General features: G+C 38.4%; 15 protein-coding genes. 4 read left to right on the forward strand and 11 right to left on the reverse strand.

What is annotated here, in order from left to right:
• Window positions 1-2: 2 nt before the first annotated feature.
• The 11 genes from BM086_RS17645 to BM086_RS17695 form a co-directional block, all read right to left on the reverse strand.
• Window positions 3-1,037, reverse strand: coding sequence for an NAD-dependent epimerase/dehydratase family protein (locus BM086_RS17645; protein WP_175560356.1), 1,035 nt, complete (start codon window positions 1,035-1,037; stop codon window positions 3-5).
• A gap of 42 nt (window positions 1,038-1,079) precedes the next feature.
• Complete coding sequence (locus BM086_RS17650) at window positions 1,080-1,823, reverse strand: IspD/TarI family cytidylyltransferase (RefSeq protein ID WP_092330373.1); 744 nt, start codon at window positions 1,821-1,823, stop codon at window positions 1,080-1,082.
• A gap of 383 nt (window positions 1,824-2,206) precedes the next feature.
• Complete coding sequence (locus tag BM086_RS17655) at window positions 2,207-2,695, reverse strand: hypothetical protein (protein ID WP_092330378.1); 489 nt, start codon at window positions 2,693-2,695, stop codon at window positions 2,207-2,209.
• A gap of 223 nt (window positions 2,696-2,918) precedes the next feature.
• Window positions 2,919-3,356: a hypothetical protein gene (locus tag BM086_RS17660; protein WP_242952254.1), complete on the reverse strand. Its 438-nt coding sequence runs from the start codon at window positions 3,354-3,356 to the stop codon at window positions 2,919-2,921.
• 140 nt (window positions 3,357-3,496) lie between these two features.
• Entirely contained in the window at window positions 3,497-3,838 is a 342-nt protein-coding gene (locus tag BM086_RS17665) for a helix-turn-helix domain-containing protein (protein WP_092330382.1), read from the reverse strand.
• A gap of 152 nt (window positions 3,839-3,990) precedes the next feature.
• Complete coding sequence (locus BM086_RS17670) at window positions 3,991-4,761, reverse strand: flagellin (RefSeq protein WP_175560357.1); 771 nt, start codon at window positions 4,759-4,761, stop codon at window positions 3,991-3,993.
• 200 nt (window positions 4,762-4,961) lie between these two features.
• Window positions 4,962-8,531: a transcription-repair coupling factor gene (mfd, locus tag BM086_RS17675; RefSeq protein WP_092330391.1), complete on the reverse strand. Its 3,570-nt coding sequence runs from the start codon at window positions 8,529-8,531 to the stop codon at window positions 4,962-4,964.
• A gap of 52 nt (window positions 8,532-8,583) precedes the next feature.
• Complete coding sequence (gene pth, locus BM086_RS17680) at window positions 8,584-9,159, reverse strand: aminoacyl-tRNA hydrolase (protein ID WP_092330501.1); 576 nt, start codon at window positions 9,157-9,159, stop codon at window positions 8,584-8,586.
• 388 nt (window positions 9,160-9,547) lie between these two features.
• On the reverse strand, window positions 9,548-9,826 hold the full coding sequence (spoVG, locus tag BM086_RS17685) for a septation regulator SpoVG (protein ID WP_092330396.1): 279 nt from the start codon (window positions 9,824-9,826) through the stop codon (window positions 9,548-9,550).
• A 115-nt stretch (window positions 9,827-9,941) separates the two neighbouring features.
• Window positions 9,942-11,060, reverse strand: coding sequence for a glucose-1-phosphate adenylyltransferase subunit GlgD (gene glgD, locus BM086_RS17690; protein ID WP_092330400.1), 1,119 nt, complete (start codon window positions 11,058-11,060; stop codon window positions 9,942-9,944).
• Window position 11,061: 1 nt separating this feature from the next.
• Window positions 11,062-12,330 carry a glucose-1-phosphate adenylyltransferase gene (locus BM086_RS17695; RefSeq protein ID WP_092330403.1) on the reverse strand — a complete coding sequence of 423 codons (1,269 nt, stop codon included), beginning with the start codon at window positions 12,328-12,330 and terminating at the stop codon, window positions 11,062-11,064.
• 328 nt (window positions 12,331-12,658) lie between these two features.
• On the opposite strand from BM086_RS17695, the gene murC reads away from it, so the two are divergent.
• From murC to BM086_RS17715, 4 genes are all read left to right on the forward strand, one after another.
• The gene (gene murC / locus BM086_RS17700) at window positions 12,659-14,053 is read left to right on the forward strand and encodes a UDP-N-acetylmuramate--L-alanine ligase (protein WP_092330407.1); all 1,395 of its coding nucleotides are present in this window, start codon (window positions 12,659-12,661) and stop codon (window positions 14,051-14,053) included.
• 327 nt (window positions 14,054-14,380) lie between these two features.
• Complete coding sequence (locus BM086_RS17705) at window positions 14,381-15,493, forward strand: DnaD domain protein (protein WP_242952255.1); 1,113 nt, start codon at window positions 14,381-14,383, stop codon at window positions 15,491-15,493.
• Between the two features lie 42 nt (window positions 15,494-15,535).
• Window positions 15,536-16,519 (forward strand): ATP-binding protein, encoded by a 984-nt coding sequence (locus BM086_RS17710; RefSeq protein ID WP_092330413.1) that lies wholly within the window; start codon window positions 15,536-15,538, stop codon window positions 16,517-16,519.
• The gene (locus BM086_RS17715; protein WP_092330417.1) at window positions 16,519-17,727 is read left to right on the forward strand and encodes a ribose-phosphate pyrophosphokinase; all 1,209 of its coding nucleotides are present in this window, start codon (window positions 16,519-16,521) and stop codon (window positions 17,725-17,727) included. The genes BM086_RS17710 and BM086_RS17715 overlap by 1 nt, the downstream gene beginning before the upstream one ends.
• Window positions 17,728-17,770 lie beyond the last annotated feature (43 nt).

The following is a 17,770-nucleotide window of genomic DNA, read 5'->3' on the forward strand; positions in this document are numbered from 1 at the left end:
ACCTATACCTGCTGCAGAAAAGAATCCAATGTATACTTAAATGTATCTTTTATGCCCACTTGAGGATACCACCCAAGTTTCATTATCTTATCAACATTCATGATTCCCAATTTAAACGGAAGGTACTTATAATCTTCATCTTTAATTTTAATAACTACTTTTGTAGTACCTTTTGAATTCATCGCTGCAATCAGCTCTGCTAAGTCTTTTATGCTGATTAGATTATTAATATTTGCTACATTGTAATGATGCTGTTTTCCACTAGTAAGAGTTAATAGCATTGCACCAACTGCATCTCCGACATATGTATATGTTCTCATAGCATTTCCTGCAGTATGTAAAACAATGTCTTTTCCATCAATCACACACCTTAGAAACTCAGCAAATGCCCTTCCATCATCCAATACAATTCCAGGGCCAAGTGTATGACAAAGTCTGGTACAAACATAATCTATTCCGTACTCAGCTTCATAACTTGCCAGCATAGCTTCGCATAATCTTTTTGCTTCCGGATAGCATGATCTGGCCTCATCACACTTTAAAGCACCCATATCCTCTTCTTTAATTTTAGCTTCTTGGTTTAATTGCCCATATATTTCTACAGTTGAAACATATAGTACTTTTTGTGTTTTCTTTTCCCTTGCAAGTTCCAAAACGTTTCTGGTTCCTTGAACATGTCCCCACAATGTTTCTACAGGATTTTCTGTAAAATCTTTAGGGCTGGCTGCGCCTGCTGTGTGAATAATAAAATCAACTCCATCTTCTACATGTATCGGAGTTGTAATATCTTGAACCAGCAAAGACACATTGGGAAGATTTAAAGTTTCATTAAAACATTTATTTAATTTCTCCTTACTTCTTGCCAATGCTATAACTCTTAAGTTTAAGTTGTAATCTATATCCGCTTTTAGTATTGATTCAACAAAGAACATTCCAAGTCTGCCTGTGGCACCTGTGACAAGAATTGTCTTATTCTTAAACTTTTCCCAATCTATTGGATTATTCAGTATTATATCTACATCTCTTTTTTCAACCATTTTACATAAACCCATACTGTTAATCTTTGCGCGTTAAGATAATCACAATCCAAATACCCTCTTATTTTCCTCCATTTCAAGCATTGCTTTTAGATAATAAAAATCCTCCGGAGTTGTGATTTTTAAGTTATTATTATATTCTTTTACTAAGTTTATCTTTTTCCCTGCTTTAGCGCATACCATAGCCGCATCAAGCATTGGAACTTCATCGTCATCACCTATATCATTATTAAATGCGTCCATCAAGAGCCCTAATTTAAATGTCTGTGGTGATGTCATGCTATAAGTATCATCTCTCTTGCTTATATCATTAATACCTATTTCCATTGTTTTCGAAACAACAACTGATTCTGAAACCGGATGAACAGTCATTGCATATCCATACTGCATTGCGATTCTAATATTCTCTCGAATTGTATTCTCTCCAACCAGTGGTCTTACACCATCATGAATTATCACTATATCTTCATCTGTAGCCCCAGATGCTTTAGCCTCATCGATTCCATTGCAGATGCTGCCTTGTCTATCCTTGCCGCCTACGCATATTGCCTGTATCTTTCTAATTTTATACAGTTCAATATACTCCTTCATTAGATCAACATAGGCACTATGGCAAACAACTATAATCTTATCCACAGCCTCACAATCGCTGAATTTTTCCAATGTATAGACAATTATTGGTTTTCCCATCAATTTTAGAAATTGTTTTGGCAAGCCACCGCTGCGCATTCGCTGTCCAACTCCAGCCGCCAGTATAATTGCATAATTCATTGATTCCTTAGCCATCTTTCTATAAAAACAAACTGTTAATTTTAGTAAACTACATCACTTAAATTGACTTAGTTTATTTGATACAAATTCATATAATGCAGTATTTATGCGTTTTTTCATATTTCCCTGACTGTTAATTTTAACGCTTCACCATAATAATATTTTACACAGTATAAAATATTATTTCAATATTGACTATTTTCGTTATATTTTTTCGCTATTGCAATTCTATATTATGAGCATAATCTGTTGTCATTACGAATATCCGCGACAAAAAATCCCGCCACAAAGCATTCATATACTTTATAACGGGATCGTATCTTTTAATCTATTTTTAATCTTTGTTATTTAAATGCATCTAAAAGGTGTTCTGTCATTACTATTTACTGTCAAAAACCTTATGCCTGTTTCAGCTGTAATTCACGGATTATTTTTGAATGTTCTTCAACTGTCTTGGCAGTTTCATCTATCAGTTCTATCTTTTCTTCGAATCGCCTAGCCCCCTCATAATATCTTTCATAAACATCACCCTGATACTTTACAACTTCTCTAAGTACAGGAATTACGCAGTTTTCGAGTTGTACAATTTTGATTTCTTTTATGTTTTCCTCTGCTGCAGTAATTCTATCTTCTACTACCGTGAGCCTGTCTTCTACCACTGTAAGTCTGTCTTCTACCACTGTAAGTCTGTCTTTTACTTCTGCAATTTCATCTTCCACTGCTGTAAGCCGGTTTTCTACTGCTGTGACTTTATCTTCTACTACTGTGAGACGTTCTTCTACTGCTGTGACTTTATCTTCTACTACCGTAAGCCTATCTTTTATTTCCTGTGTGCTTTCATCTACTACACCTTTTATGGCCAATAAATCTTCTTTTGTTAATGTCATCTTTCTAACCTCTACTACACTTATATTATCCGAACAATCAGCTATTACAAGCTAATTAATATATATCAGGCTTGCTTTAATCGCAATTCCTGTATCTGTCGTGAATGATTTTTCACAATTTCACCAATTGTGTCAAGATACTCAATTTTCTGTTTAAACACATCTGCATTGTGTATATCTTCGTTCATACTTATTCCCGCAACTACCGGTAAAATCTGAAATATCATGTAATTTTTTGTTCTATCCTGGCGACCTTAGCTTCCAAGCTATTTACCCTAAGCGTAAGAACTTCATAATCTGCGTTGGTCTTAATAACCTCTCGCAATTTTCTGTCAAGATCCAGATGGCCTTCTGCGACACGCTGGATATTAGGGATAATTTCATTCTCAATCTGAAGCTTTATACCTGAAACATCATTTTCTAGATTTGTAAGTCTATTTTCCACAGAATCAAATCTTTCATCTATCCTAGCGAATTTCTCATCTATCTTATCGAATTTCTCGTCTATCTTATCAAATTTCTCGTCTATCTTATCAAATTTCTCATCTATCTTATCAAATTTCTCATCTATCTTATCAAATTTCTCATCGAAGGAATCCAACTTCTTTCCAAAGCGCCCCATCGTTTCAATTAAAAAATCAATCTTTTCTTCACTTGTCATAGCCAATACCTCCAGTATTAAATAAAATATATCCAGCTGGAAAAAGTTATTACTTCAAAAAAACAATCTAAACAATTATCAAAACTGAAGTAATATAATCGATTCGATATCACGAATTATATCCTATTAATCGTACCAGGTCAAGTATCGGTATTTAGTGCATCTGCGTATCCTAAAAGCCTTTCTCTCTTAGTCTCAGGCAAATTTCTATACATATCTATGAGTTCTTTTTCTTTAGAATCCTTATCTAAAAAAACATAATCAACTTTCGCGTTTTTTGTGTTATCGGATGATGCAAGGATGTCATAAACACTGGTTTGAAGAACCTGGCTTATAATCAATAATTTATCGGCAGAGGGATTCATTTCTTTATTCTTCCAATCACTGATAGTGCTCTGAGGAATGCCTGTTCTTGCAGAGAATTCTTTTTGTGTCATCCCTTTATCTTTTAAAATCTCGAATATTCTTTCACTTATCTTCATTTAGTTTTTATCAGTCCAATCTATTTACTTAATAATCTTTTTTCTTAGTATAATCATTTTATAGTGATTTATTTCTTTTAACAAGGAAAAATAACGCAGGACAACTATTGCAATCGTCCTGCGTTAAAACTTATTAAGCTATGTACAAACCATCACATAAGGAACATGCGTCCTCTTTGTTCCTCATCTTCCATTTTCTTTTTCTGAAGCATTATCTGATACTGATCAAGAGCCTGTTTCTTTTTCATTTCCTGCAAAGCCTCGATAGCTCTGTCTTCTGCTTTGTTCATCTGGAAACCATTAAGTTCAAGAGATGCGCGTGAATTATAATTAAGCGCATGATCTATTCTGTTGGTCTCCGAGCCAACTGTAGTTCTGCTGTTCTGTACTGTTGCAAGAGCGTTGTCAATATCATCAAGACTGAAATTGCCACTTGTGATGTCATATCCGGAAAGTCCAAGACTTGCAACTGTGCTGTCATGGGTTGATGCTCCAATAGTAGTCCCATCGGAATCAGATGAAACTGTCATGTTTCCGTTAGAGCCATCTAAAAGGTGCTTTTCATTAAATGTTGTCTGCTTTGCTATATCATCAATTCCCTGAAGATACTGATTTATCTGTCCCTGGATATAACTCTTGTCTTCGTCTGATAATGTGTCATTTCCGGCACGTATTGTAAGTTCTCTTATTGACTGAAGATAATCAGTAATGCCGTCAAGAGCTCCGTCTTCAACATTCAAAACAGATTTTGCATCTTTCATGTTCTGAGAACCCTGATCAAGACCTCTTGTCTGTGTTTCAGTTTTTTCAGCAATAGCAAGCCCGGATGCATCCTGCGCTGCATTAGTAATTGCGCCGCCGCTTGAAATTACTGAATAGTTTGAATATGAGGAATAACCGCCTACGGAAGATACACCACTCATAATATGACCTCCTATCGTTAAAGCCATCTCAAACATCCTGTTTGAGACAATTTACTACTCTACTCCTAACTTAAGAGTATCACATAGATTATTCCAGTAATACTAAAAAAAGAGCTTTTTTCATGCAAAATGAAACCTTATTGCATAATCGCAACAAGGTTTACAAGTTTTATTTCAAATCGTTATTTTTTGTTAATCTCCTACTTGATGAGCATATCTTCCATCTTACCGATGAGTTCCTCAACATCTGCTAAAAGCTGCATTTCCGCCTTTTGTGAGTTAGCGCTCCACTTATATTTATATACAAAAACAGGAATAGCTGCACTGTGGAATGTCATGGCTCCCTTAAAGCTTGCCACAAATCCCGGAATCTTACCGGAATCTATCTTAGCCGCAGGACTTACCTTGATCTCAATCGTTCCATTGCCACCTTTGATTTCCAGGATGTACAGTTTATGCGCTCTTGTCCTTAGAAGAGATATGCGTAAAAGATTTATCGCCGTCTCAGGCACTTCTCCAAAACGGTCGATAAGCTCATCCTTCATCTCATCGCATTCTGCCTGATTTTCCAGACTGGCAATGCGCTTGTAGATTTCAAGTTTTTGTTCTTCATTAAGGATGTAGTTATCAGGTATGAAGGCGCTGACATCAAGATCAATGCTGGTATTTATTTCATCAAGTGTGTAATCTCCATCAGGCACATCATTCTTTTTATGCTTAACCGCTTCACCCAGCATCTTGCAATAAAGGTCATATCCAACTGCCTGCATATGTCCTGACTGCTTTCTTCCAAGAAGGCTTCCAGCGCCACGAATTTCAAGATCTCGCATGGCAATCTTAAATCCGGAACCAAGGTCAGTAAATTCACGTATTGCTGACAGTCTCTTTTCAGCAACTTCTTTTAACATCTTATCCTTCTTATACATAAGGAATGCATATGCCGTCTTGTTGGAACGGCCAACTCTTCCCCTTAGCTGATAAAGCTGGGAAAGTCCCATCTTATCTGAGTCATGTATGATCATGGTATTAACATTTGGAATATCCAGGCCAGTTTCAATGATAGTGGTCGAAACCAGAACATCAATAGTTCCGTCAATGAAATCGTACATGATTCTCTCAAGTTCAGATTCCTTCATCTGGCCATGAGCAAAAGCAACATTTGCCTCAGGGACAAGCTTCTGTATCTGGGCAGCTACGTCTGCTATGGTATTTACTCTGTTGTAAACGTAATAAACCTGGCCGTTTCTTGAAAGTTCCCTTACAATTGCTTCTCTTACAAGCTCATCATTATATTCCATGACATAGGTCTGGATAGGCATTCTGTCATTCGGAGCTTCCTCCAGAACGCTCATCTCCCTTATTCCCACAAGAGACATATGAAGAGTTCTTGGAATAGGTGTCGCAGAAAGAGTAAGAACATCAATATTTTCTTTTAATGTCTTTAGTTTTTCCTTATGAGTTACGCCAAAGCGCTGCTCCTCATCCACTATCAAAAGCCCCAGATCCTTGTATTTCACATCCTTTGATAGAAGTCTGTGGGTTCCGATAACAATATCAACCAGACCTTTTCTAAGATCTGTAATTGTCTTTTTCTGCTCCGCATCAGTTCTGAACCTTGACATAAGGTCCACCCTGACAGGGAAGTCTCTCATTCTCTCAGAAAAAGTATTATAGTGCTGCTGGGCAAGAATTGTTGTTGGCACAAGTACCGCAACCTGTTTTCCGTCCTGCACAGCTTTGAATGCAGCGCGTATTGCAATCTCAGTTTTTCCAAAACCTACGTCACCGCAGACAAGTCTGTCCATAACCATAGAAGACTCCATATCTTTCTTGGTATCTTCTATGGCCGAAAGCTGATCATCAGTCTCCTGATAAGGAAAGGCATCTTCAAACTCCTGCTGCCATACTGTGTCGCTGCTAAACTGATAACCTTGCGCCGCCTGTCGCTTTGCATAGAGCTCAACAAGGTCCTGAGCCACTTCTTCAACTGCAGATTTTACTTTTTTCTTGGTATTAGTCCACTCATTTCCGCCAAGCTTATTTAGCTTTGGTTTATGGGTAGTCTCATCATCACCGCCGGATGCATATTTCTGAATTACACCAAGCCCCGTTGCAAGAACATAGAGATTTCCGCCATCTCCATATTCAATCTTTATGTAATCCCTTACCACTCGGTCAGTCTCAATTTTCTCAATTCCTCTGTACACTCCAAGTCCATGATCTTCGTGCACCACATAATCACCAATCTTAAGGTCAGAGAAACTCGAAATCTTCTCTCCGCGGAAATCACTCTTTTTCTTCTTTTTGCGCTTTTTTGTATGCTCCGTAAAAATATCGCTCTCAGCAATTACCGCAAATTTGATTGCAGGATACTCGAATCCTTTAAGTATCCTTCCGTAATAGGTCATTATTTCGCCGGGCTTAAGGACTCTTCCCGGATCCTCGCTGTAAAAAGCAGTTACAAGATTGTCCCTAAGGTCATCAACAATTCTTTTTGCCCTTGTCCTTGAACCTGATAAAATAAGAACTCTGTAGCCTTTACTGGCATAATTCTTAAGGTCATTTACCAGCGACTCAAAACTGTTATTATATGGAGCAATACTTCTTGCAGTTATGTCCCAGCTCTTTTCCGGCATGAAAAGATTCTGACTCTTGGGCATCTGCAAAGCTGAGATCAGCACTCGTCTTCCGTTTCCCATTCTTGCAATGCAGTTATCCATAGAATAAAGAAGATCCATCTGACCTGGAAGAATATATCCCACTTCAGCTCTGTGCGTCATACTCTCCTTAAATTCAGTCTCAACAGCCCACGCATGCTCCTGAACTCTTCCCGGTTCATCTATAAAAATACAGCTTTTGCCCTTGGGGAACATCTCCTGCATAGTCACAGTGTCCGGATAAAAGTATTTGATATAACTTTCCAGATTCACCATCGACTTTAGTTCAAACAATTCTTCACGAAGTTCCTCAATCTGAGTCTTTAGCTGATGAGCTTCCTTTGTCTTAAACCCGGCTCTAAGTGCCTCCACTCTCTTATCAGCTTCTTCCTGAATCCTGTCCATTCCTTCATGGAGAATCTTATCGTCAAGAATAATCTCTGAGGCCGGATATATCTCGATTGATTCAAGTTTTTCAAGTGACCTCTGTGAAAGGATATCAAAACTTCTTATGGACTGGATCTCATCGCCCCACAGTTCAATTCTATATGGGTTTTCTTCCGTCAGATCAAAGACATCAACTATGTCTCCTCGAACTGAAAATTCGCCAGGTCCCTCAACCTGATAATTCCTGATATACCCCATTGTTATAAGCTTTTCCGCGATTTCAGCCTCATCTATGGGTTTGTGCTTATCTATTTCAAGAATATGGTCCTTTATTATTTCCGGTTTTATCTGAGGCGCCATAAGAGCAGCAAAAGTAGTAACTACAGTTACAGGTCTCCCCTCAAGAAGCCTTCTCATAGTCCTTATGCGCTGTCTTACAATTTCATTGCTATGAACATCTGCCTGATAAAAAATAAGGTCTTTGGCAGGATAGACTGTGACATTTCTGTCGTAAAACTTATAGTCCTCATATATTTCTTTTGCTCTTAAGTCAGAATATGTAACAATAATCCTATACTTAAAATCCGCGCCAAGGCCATCTATGAAATGAAGTTTTTGTGAATCCACACATCCTGTAACTTCCGCACAGGCAAACGGCTTATTCAGGTACTCATTTATCTCTTCAAATTGGCTAAGTTCATGCAAAGGTGTAGTAATTGCTCTCATATGCGCACATCCTCGTTATTATCATTGGTCAACTATATGCTTGCTAAAAAAGTCATGAATTCTTCTTGGAATTGTACTTGTTCATGGCACTGTCAACGCCGTTCTCAATTATCTCCTCAACAGCGCTTACCGCTCTGTCTATGCCTTCCTTTATTCCAACTGCCATTTCACCATCGAAATGTCCAAGAACCCAGTCCACCATATCATATTCCTTGGGCTTTTTACCCACGCCTACTCTTACTCTGTTAAACTCGTCGTGTCCCAGCAAAGCGATGATATTCTTAAGCCCATTATGTCCACCTGCGCTTCCCTTTGGTCTTACTCTGATATTTCCAACATCAAGCTCAACATCATCTGAGATTACAATAAGTTCCTCTTTTGTATCCACCTTAAAGTAGTCGCAGATTGGTCTTATTGCTTCTCCGCTAAGATTCATGTACGTCAAAGGCTTTACAAGAATAACTCTTTCTGAACCAATCCTGCCTTTTCCAAAAGCTGCCTTAAACTTGGTCTCCGTAAGCTCAATCTTATACTTGTCAGAAAGGGCATCAATTGTAGCAAAGCCTACATTGTGCCTGGTTCCAAAATACTTTTTTTCAGGGTTTCCAAGTCCTGCAATTATATACATCTTTCCTGTTTCCTCTTCTTTATCTTTTATCCCAAATAATTTCCTAAATACCCCTAACAAAATTTTCTCTCCTCACCTAATCATCTATTCAGTCCTATTACCAGCATATAAACTACTTTTTCAATCCTACTCTGGTCCATTATCCCACATGCTGACAAATGATTTTTATATTCGCCCACGCATTTATGCGCAGGAAACCGCTTTAAGCATTTTCTGCGCTAAAAATTAACGGGAACTTAAATCTAAGCCCCCGCCCCATCAGCTTCATATTAACATGAACTGCCTTAGTAAACAAGTAAAATAGGTATTTTCTATTCATTAAAAAAGAAGGAAGGTCGATATAAACCCTCCTTCCTTTGAAGTCATTCATTGATATATAGCGTAAAGCTTATTCCCCCTCTACAGGAACTTCATCGGCAGCCTTATCATATGCCTCTAAAATTGTATCCTGCAGCACTTTACGCATATCAGAGTTAATAGGATGTGCGATATCCCTATACTCACCATCAGTAGATTTCTTGCTTGGCATTGCTATAAACAAGCCTCTCTCGCCCTCAATTACTTTGATATCATGAACAACAAATTCATTATCAAAAGTAACTGAAACAACTGCGCGCATCTTTCCCTGCTTAGTAACTTTCCTAACTCTAACATCTGTAATCTTCATTATGTAACCCCCTCTTGGTTAATATCGCCAAGGCCACAAAGCTATTATTGCCAGATAGTCTTAGCAATTATACTGAAGTATCAATGTTTATCAACAATTTATTTAATTAGTAATGTCAAAGTACATATCTTTCGTTGTTTTCAACAACGATCTTAATTCCATTATCTTCCTTATAGTAAGAGTTTGCCTGAATAGTTCCATGGCTCTCAACGATACAGTTCTCAATATGAGAATTATCTCCGATATAAACATCATTCAGGATAATAGAATTCTTGATATAGCAATTATTTCCTATAAATGCCCCCTTGAATATCACAGAATCCTCAATCGCTCCGTTGATGATACATCCACTGGAGATAAGACTGTTCTTTACATTAACTCCTACATTATATTTTGCAGGAGGAAGATCCACTACTTTAGTATAAATACTTGGATACTCGCGGAAGAAATAATGTCTTACTTCCGGCTTAAGGAAATCCATATTTGTTCTGTAGTAATCCTCTACAGAAGCAATATTGTTCCAGTATTCCTTGATCTTGTACCCGTAGATTCTCTTCATATCCTTATATCTTACAAGGATATCTCTTACAAAATCATATCTTTCTTCTGATTCAGCTCTCTCAATAAGCTCAATGAGCTGTCTTCTTCTAATTACATAAATACCACAGGAAATAGTGTTTGATCTTGATACTACAGGCTTTTCCTCGAACTCTTCGATTCGGCTCTCCTCGTTCATGCGGATAGTACCAAATCTCTCTGTATCGATGCTGGCCGGCATATCCTTACATACAACTGTGATATCTGCCTGCTTCTGAATATGATATTCAAGAAGCTTAGCGTAATCCATTTTATAGACACAGTCTCCGGAAGTGATGATAACATAAGGCTCATGACAACTTCTAAGGAAATCAAGATTCTGTGCTATAGCATCAGCAGTTCCTCTGTACCAGAGATTACCTGATGCCTTAACTGCAGGAGTAAATACGTAAAGACCACCCTGCTTACGTCCGAAGTCCCACCACTTAGAAGAACTAAGATGCGCATTAAGACTTCCTGCGTTATATTGTGTAAAAACAGCAACTGTCTGAATATGAGAGTTTGTCATGTTACTCAGCGCAAAGTCGATACTCCTGTAAAAACCTGCTACCGGCATAGCACAAACCGCTCTTCTCTTAGAGAGTTCCTGCATTCTGCTACTGCTACCACCTGCTAAAATTATGCCAATCGCCCTCATGTCAATCACCTGCCTTATCTAATGTTCTGCCACTTTCAAGGATTCCGTCATGATAATCCTCAGCAGTAGTTATTCCGGAAATCATTGTATTCTTACCAATCTGAACGTTGTCAGGAATAACTGACTTCTCACCGATAGTGCAGAGACCTTCACAATAGATGTTTGGTTTAGTCTCATTTTCTTTTTCTTCAAAAGCACCAAGCGTTACGCCGTTACCGATCTTAACTTTTTCAGCAATGATAGCCTTTTCGATGTTGCAGCCTTCACCGATCTCTGATTCATTCATGATGATGGAATGACTTACAACCGTACCCTTACCTATCTTAACGCCGGGGCCGATTACAGAATTATAAACTCTTCCGTAAATTTCACAGCCTTCACCTACGATACTACGCTCAATCGCGCTCTCAGGTCCCAAATACTGTGGTGGCTGTACATCGCTGGAAGTATATATTTTCCAATATTCCTCATAAAGATTGAACTCAGGAACAATGTCGATAAGCTCCATGTTAGCTTCCCAATAAGAAGTAAGAGTTCCAACATCCTTCCAGTATCCATCGAACTCGTAGGCATAAAGTGACTGGCCATGATCTTTGCAATAAGGAATAATATGCTTACCAAAATCTAGTCCTGCCTGATCCTTATTCTTAATAAGAGCCTCTTTAAGTGCTTTCCATGAGAAAATATAGATACCCATAGATGCCAGATTGCTGCGTGGATGTTCAGGCTTTTCTTCGAAATCAATAATTCTCTTGTTCTGATCTGTGATCATGATTCCGAATCTGCTTGCCTCTTCCATAGGAACAGGCATAACAGCGATAGTCGCATCCGCACCGCTTGATTTATGGAAATCAAGCATGGTCTCATAATCCATCTTATAAATATGGTCACCGGAAAGGATGAGCACATAATCAGGATTATAATATTCCATGTATTCCAGGTTCTGGTAAATAGCATTGGCTGTACCGGTATACCACTCACTGTTAGAGCTCTTTTCATAAGGAGGCAAAACAGTTACGCCACCAAAATTACGGTCGAGATCCCACGGGATACCAATGCCAATGTGAGAATTAAGTCTGAGTGGTCGATACTGTGTCAGAACACCTACAGTGTCCACTCCTGAATTGATACAATTGCTCAAAGGGAAATCAATTATCCTGTATTTTCCCCCAAATGAAACGGCTGGCTTCGCCATTTTGGCCGTCAGCACGCCCAATCTGCTGCCCTGGCCCCCAGCCAAAAGCATGGCGATCATTTCTTTCTTTATCATGTTCCACCTCGTTGCTGTATTGTTATTGCGAGATGCAATAACTTATTTTTGATACACCAAACATGAATCTTCATATATTCATGTCACAGAAAATCGCTTTTTTCCTATATAAAGTATATCATAAGAAATTACATTGTAGACGTGCTTTTTACTTTTTTTGATAAAAAAAATAACGTAAACGTTTAAGCTGGCTACTAAGTTGCTATTCATTATTAAATTCCAACTTGATTTTCCATTTTTTGACAATGAACAAATAAGTGTTAGAATTAAATCCGTAAAAAGATAAAATTTTTCTATATTAATTATAAGGAAGAATCGAGGTTATTTTATGTATCAGATAGATTTCAAAAAGCCTGCTCATGTATATTTCATCGGAATCGGCGGCATTTCCATGAGTGGTCTCGCACAGATTCTTATCGCAGAAAATTTTAAGGTTTCCGGTTCAGATGCCAAAAAATCCGCAATAACAGAGGCTCTTGAGAAAAAAGGCATCAATGTCTTTTATGGCCAGAAGTCTGAAAACATCACTAATACCAAGGACATTGATGTAGTTGTTTACACTGCTGCCATTCATCCCGATAATCCGGAATTTGCTGCAGCAAAAAAGGCAAACCTTCCAATGCTTACCAGAGCTGAACTCCTCGGCCAGATCATGAAACAGTACGAGCTTCCTGTAGCTGTTGCCGGAACACACGGAAAGACAACAACAACTTCCATGCTATCCAAGATTCTTCTTGAAGCTGACACTGACCCAACTCTTTCAATCGGTGGAATTTTTAAAGATATTGCAGGGAATATCCGCGTTGGTAAATCCGAATATTTTGTTACAGAAGCCTGTGAATACACCAACAGCTTCTTAAGCTTTTTCCCTAAGATAAGCATTATTTCCAATATTGATGCTGATCACCTTGATTTCTTCAAGGACCTTGATGATATCAGAAATTCCTTTAAGAAATTCGCCAATCTTTTACCGGCAGATGGTACTTTAGTAATAAACGGCGACATTGAAAATGTAGAATTCATCACAGATGGTTTGCCTTGCAGTATTATAAAGTATGGTTCCAAGGAAGAATTTGACTATTACCCTTCAGATATTAAATATGATGAACAGGGATATCCATCTTTCACTGCTCATCTTCCTAATAATGAAACATTAGACATCAAGCTTGCCGTTCCGGGAATCCACAATGTCTACAATGCCCTTGCTTCCATTGCAGTATCCGATATCTTTGGCTTTGATCACAAACATGTGGCAAAAGCACTCTCTGCTTTTGGCGGAACAAGCAGACGTTTTGAATATAAGGGTGAGATTGGCGGAGTGACAATAATCGACGATTATGCACATCATCCAACAGAGATAAAGGCCACCCTGACAGCTGCACAGAATTATCCACATAAAAAGATATGGTGTGTATTCCAGCCACATACCTACACAAGAACCAAAGCTCTGTTAAATGAGTTCGCAGATGCTCTGTCACTGGCTGATCACGTCGTGCTTGCAGACATTTATGCTGCAAGAGAGACCGATACCTTAGGCATTAGTTCACGTACTCTTCGCGACAAGATTGTTGAAAAGGGCCATGAATGCAATTATTTTCCTTCTTTGGAAAACTTTGATGAGATAGAAAAATTTCTTTTGCAAAATTGCACTAAGGGAGATTTGTTGATAACTATGGGAGCCGGAGATATTGTGAAAATAGGCGATGAACTCCTTGGTAAATAATACTTTTCCACATTTCCACTTTTATTTGTGATTTTATGTAAATCGTTTTCGGTGGATAAAAGCCAGTCTAAAAAAGCTTATAAAATTTTATGAAAAAGCTTATAGACTGGCTATTTTTTATTTATAAAAATTTAATAATCCACGTTATCCACAAATTCCACAGTTATATTCCACAACCGGAAACTCCCATGTGTACTATATTTCTTCGTCACTTTTTCCATATCATTTAAAAAAGTGTCATGCTATAATTCCAATTGTTCGAGGGAAAGTCCGGTGGATAAAGAGTTCTCCGAACAACTAAAATTGTTGCATGAGGTGATTAGATCGATGATGGGGAAAGTTACTATTAGTCATAACATGGGGGATGAAGCGACTAGTATTTCCAATATTTTTATAGATGAATATATGCAGGATGCAAATGATGCTCAGCTTAAGATTTACCTTTATCTTCTGCGCATGATGAGTTCCAATCTGCCAACCAGCGTACCTGATCTGGCTGACAAATTCAATCATACAGAAAAAGACGTTGTTCGCGCTCTTAAGTACTGGGAGAAAAAGGGACTCATCAGTCTTGAGTATGATTCTGCCCAGAATCTTACCAGCATTCATATGGAAGATATCACTACACGTTCAAGCTATGGAAGACGTAGAGAGGATACAGTTTTAAGAGCACTTCCTACTGCTGCTCCAAGTCAGCCTGTACAGGCTCCTGAACCAAGCTATCCTGCAAAGCCTTCCTACACTGCTTCTCAGCTTAAAGAGTTCAAGCTGTCTGAAGGAAGTGGCATCATGTTCATTGCAGAACAGTATTACGGAAGACCACTTAACCCTACAGAGATGTCTACTATATACTATATACATGATGAACTTAAGTTTAGTGATGAGTTATTGGACTATCTGATGCAGTACTGCGTCGATAATCATAAATCTGATTTCAGATACATGGAAAAAGTTGCTATCAACTGGAATCAGGAAGGCATCAAAACTCCAAAGCAGGCTCGTACAGAGGTTATGAGACATGATGAAGATGTCATCACAGTTATGAGATCTTTAGGCATGGAGAATGCGCCTACCGTAAAAGAAGGAACTATTATCAGTTCCTGGCGTGGGGAGTTGGGATTCAAGATGGATATCATTATGGAAGCCTGCGACCGCACTGTAATGGCTACTCAGAAGAACAGATTAAAGTATTGTGACTCAATACTTCGTTCCTGGCATGAAAATAAGGTATCAACAAGGGAGGATATTGCCAGACTTGACGCCACACACACTGCTAATTTAAAAAGCAAGGCCGCAGTTGCTTCCATATCATCCATCAATATGAAGAATCGCTCAGGCGAATCATATATTCGCACAAGCGCAAACCAGAACCGTTTCAATCAGTTCCAGCAGAACACATATAACTTTGCTGAGCTCGAAAAGCAGATTCTTGACAATTAAGCATTATTATTTCAATGATAAATTCGGCAAAAGGAGTCCACGATGGCATTAACCAATACTCAGTATGACGCTATAATGCACGAATATGAGGAGCGCCGCTCTCTTCACAGGCAGGAGCTTGAAGAGAGGCAGCGCTACGTTTATGATAATGTTCCCGGATATAAAGAACTTGAAGATGAAACAGCAAGCGCTTCCGTTGAATTTGGTAAAAGACTTCTGATGGGCGAACGACTTGACCGCTCCATTTTAAAAAAGCAGCTTGCTGAAATCGCAGGTAAAAAACTTACTCTTTTAACTGATGCCGGTTTTTCTTCAGATTATCTTGATATGGGCTATACCTGTCAGGATTGCAAGGATACCGGATATGTCGGCAACGAAAAATGTCACTGTTTCAAGCAGAAAATCATTGAAACACTCTATGATAAATCAAATCTGAAATTACTCACAAAATCCGCAAATTTCAAGCGCATGTCAGACAAGTATTATTCTGGCGAAGATCTTAAAAGATTTCTGGGCGCAGTCCATACAAGTGAAGATTTTATTAATAATTTTAACTCTGACTACCAAAATTTATTCATTTATGGTACAGTTGGTACTGGCAAATCATTCCTGTCAATTTGTGTTGCGAATGAATTATTGAAAAAAGGCCATTCTGTTATATATTTTAGTTCATCAGGACTATTCAATCTGCTTTCCGAATATGTCTTTGATGCCAAGGCCAAGCAGGAGCTTCATAGTATTTATGATGACCTGTACAACTGCGAACTTCTTATTATCGATGACCTTGGCACTGAACGCACTAACAGCTTTGTGGCATCAGAATTATTCTCCTGCCTCAACGAAAGAGATAACAGAAAGAGATCTACTATTATAACAACTAACCTTTCACTGGAACAATTACAGGCTATTTACTCAGACAGAATCATTTCCAGAATCATCAGCAATTACAAACTACTAAAAATGACTGGTCAGGATATCCGAAAACTAAAGAAAATTGCCAAAAAAGAAAGTGAGGATTTGCAGTAATGCCAAAAAGAGAAGAGAAACGTAATCTGGAGACGATTCCCGTCGGTTCACTCGGAATTATTCCACTTAAGGGAGTCAGTACTCTTGCAGAAAAAGTTGATTACTATCTCGTAAAATGGAGAGCTGAAAGAGAGAACGAACACAAAGGCAGTCTCGCCTTTACTGGATATGAACGTCCAACTTATATCCTTGATGCAGACGTTCCGCGATTTGGAACCGGTGAAGCAAAAGGAGTCATCAAAGCCTCCGTGCGTGGAGATGATCTTTACCTTCTTGTAGATGTATGTAATTATTCACAGACATACTCTCTTTTTGGTCAGGTAAATCATATGTCTCCTGATGATCATTATCAGGATTTAAAAAGAATCATCGCGGCTGTTGGCGGTAAAGCCAGAAGAATAACCGTCATCATGCCTTTCTTATATGAGTCAAGACAGCACAAGAGAAGTTCAAGAGAATCTCTCGACTGTGCTATTGCTCTTCAGGAACTTGTAAACATGGGTGTTGATAATATAATCACATTTGATGCTCATGATCCAAGAGTCCAGAATGCTATTCCACTTAACGGTTTTGAAACCGTACGTACAACTTATCAGTTTATTAAAGCGCTTCTTCGCAACGTCTGGGATCTTAAGATTGATTCAGATCACATGATGGTAATCAGCCCTGATGAAGGCGGTATGGGACGTGCAATCTATCTTGCAAGCGTTCTTGGTCTTGATGTTGGTATGTTCTACAAAAGACGTGATTACACTCAGGTTGTTGATGGACGCAATCCTATCGTTTCACATGAGTTCCTTGGAACAAGCGTTGAAGGCAAATCAGTTATTATCGTTGATGATATGATTTCTTCAGGTGAAAGTCTTATAGATGTCGCTAAGGCCCTTAAAGATCGTAAGGCTGCACGAATCTATGCTTTCTCAACATTTGGTCTTTTCACAAATGGTCTTGAAGAATTTGATAAAGCTTATGAGAACGGAATCATTGATAAGATTCTTACTACAAACCTTATCTACCAGACTCCTGAACTTCTCTCACGTGAATGGTACATCAGCTGTGATATGAGTAAGTACATTGCTTATCTTATCGATACTCTTAACCACGATGCATCAATCAGTGACCTTCTCAATCCTGTTGAGCGTATTAACAGCATCATTGAGCGCTATAATAGTGGCGAACTTAAAGCTTCAATGGAGCAGAATAATTAAATTTAATAAAATGAACGCTGCCAACTTTTCAATTCAAAAGTTG

It is taken from the genome of Butyrivibrio sp. YAB3001, assembly GCF_900112195.1.
GTDB lineage: Bacteria > Bacillota > Clostridia > Lachnospirales > Lachnospiraceae > Butyrivibrio.

Coding starts and splice junctions, on each gene's coding strand:
- BM086_RS17645 (WP_175560356.1), bottom strand. CDS start 1,037: ATGGTTGAAAAAAGAGATGTAGATATAATACTGAATAATCCAATAGAT.
- BM086_RS17650 (WP_092330373.1), bottom strand. CDS start 1,823: ATGGCTAAGGAATCAATGAATTATGCAATTATACTGGCGGCTGGAGTT.
- BM086_RS17655 (WP_092330378.1), bottom strand. CDS start 2,695: ATGACATTAACAAAAGAAGATTTATTGGCCATAAAAGGTGTAGTAGAT.
- BM086_RS17660 (WP_242952254.1), bottom strand. CDS start 3,356: ATGACAAGTGAAGAAAAGATTGATTTTTTAATTGAAACGATGGGGCGC.
- BM086_RS17665 (WP_092330382.1), bottom strand. CDS start 3,838: ATGAAGATAAGTGAAAGAATATTCGAGATTTTAAAAGATAAAGGGATG.
- BM086_RS17670 (WP_175560357.1), bottom strand. CDS start 4,761: ATGAGTGGTGTATCTTCCGTAGGCGGTTATTCCTCATATTCAAACTAT.
- mfd (WP_092330391.1), bottom strand. CDS start 8,531: ATGAGAGCAATTACTACACCTTTGCATGAACTTAGCCAATTTGAAGAG.
- pth (WP_092330501.1), bottom strand. CDS start 9,159: ATGTATATAATTGCAGGACTTGGAAACCCTGAAAAAAAGTATTTTGGA.
- spoVG (WP_092330396.1), bottom strand. CDS start 9,826: ATGAAGATTACAGATGTTAGAGTTAGGAAAGTTACTAAGCAGGGAAAG.
- glgD (WP_092330400.1), bottom strand. CDS start 11,060: ATGAGGGCGATTGGCATAATTTTAGCAGGTGGTAGCAGTAGCAGAATG.
- BM086_RS17695 (WP_092330403.1), bottom strand. CDS start 12,330: ATGATAAAGAAAGAAATGATCGCCATGCTTTTGGCTGGGGGCCAGGGC.
- murC (WP_092330407.1), top strand. CDS start 12,659: ATGTATCAGATAGATTTCAAAAAGCCTGCTCATGTATATTTCATCGGA.
- BM086_RS17705 (WP_242952255.1), top strand. CDS start 14,381: ATGATGGGGAAAGTTACTATTAGTCATAACATGGGGGATGAAGCGACT.
- BM086_RS17710 (WP_092330413.1), top strand. CDS start 15,536: ATGGCATTAACCAATACTCAGTATGACGCTATAATGCACGAATATGAG.
- BM086_RS17715 (WP_092330417.1), top strand. CDS start 16,519: ATGCCAAAAAGAGAAGAGAAACGTAATCTGGAGACGATTCCCGTCGGT.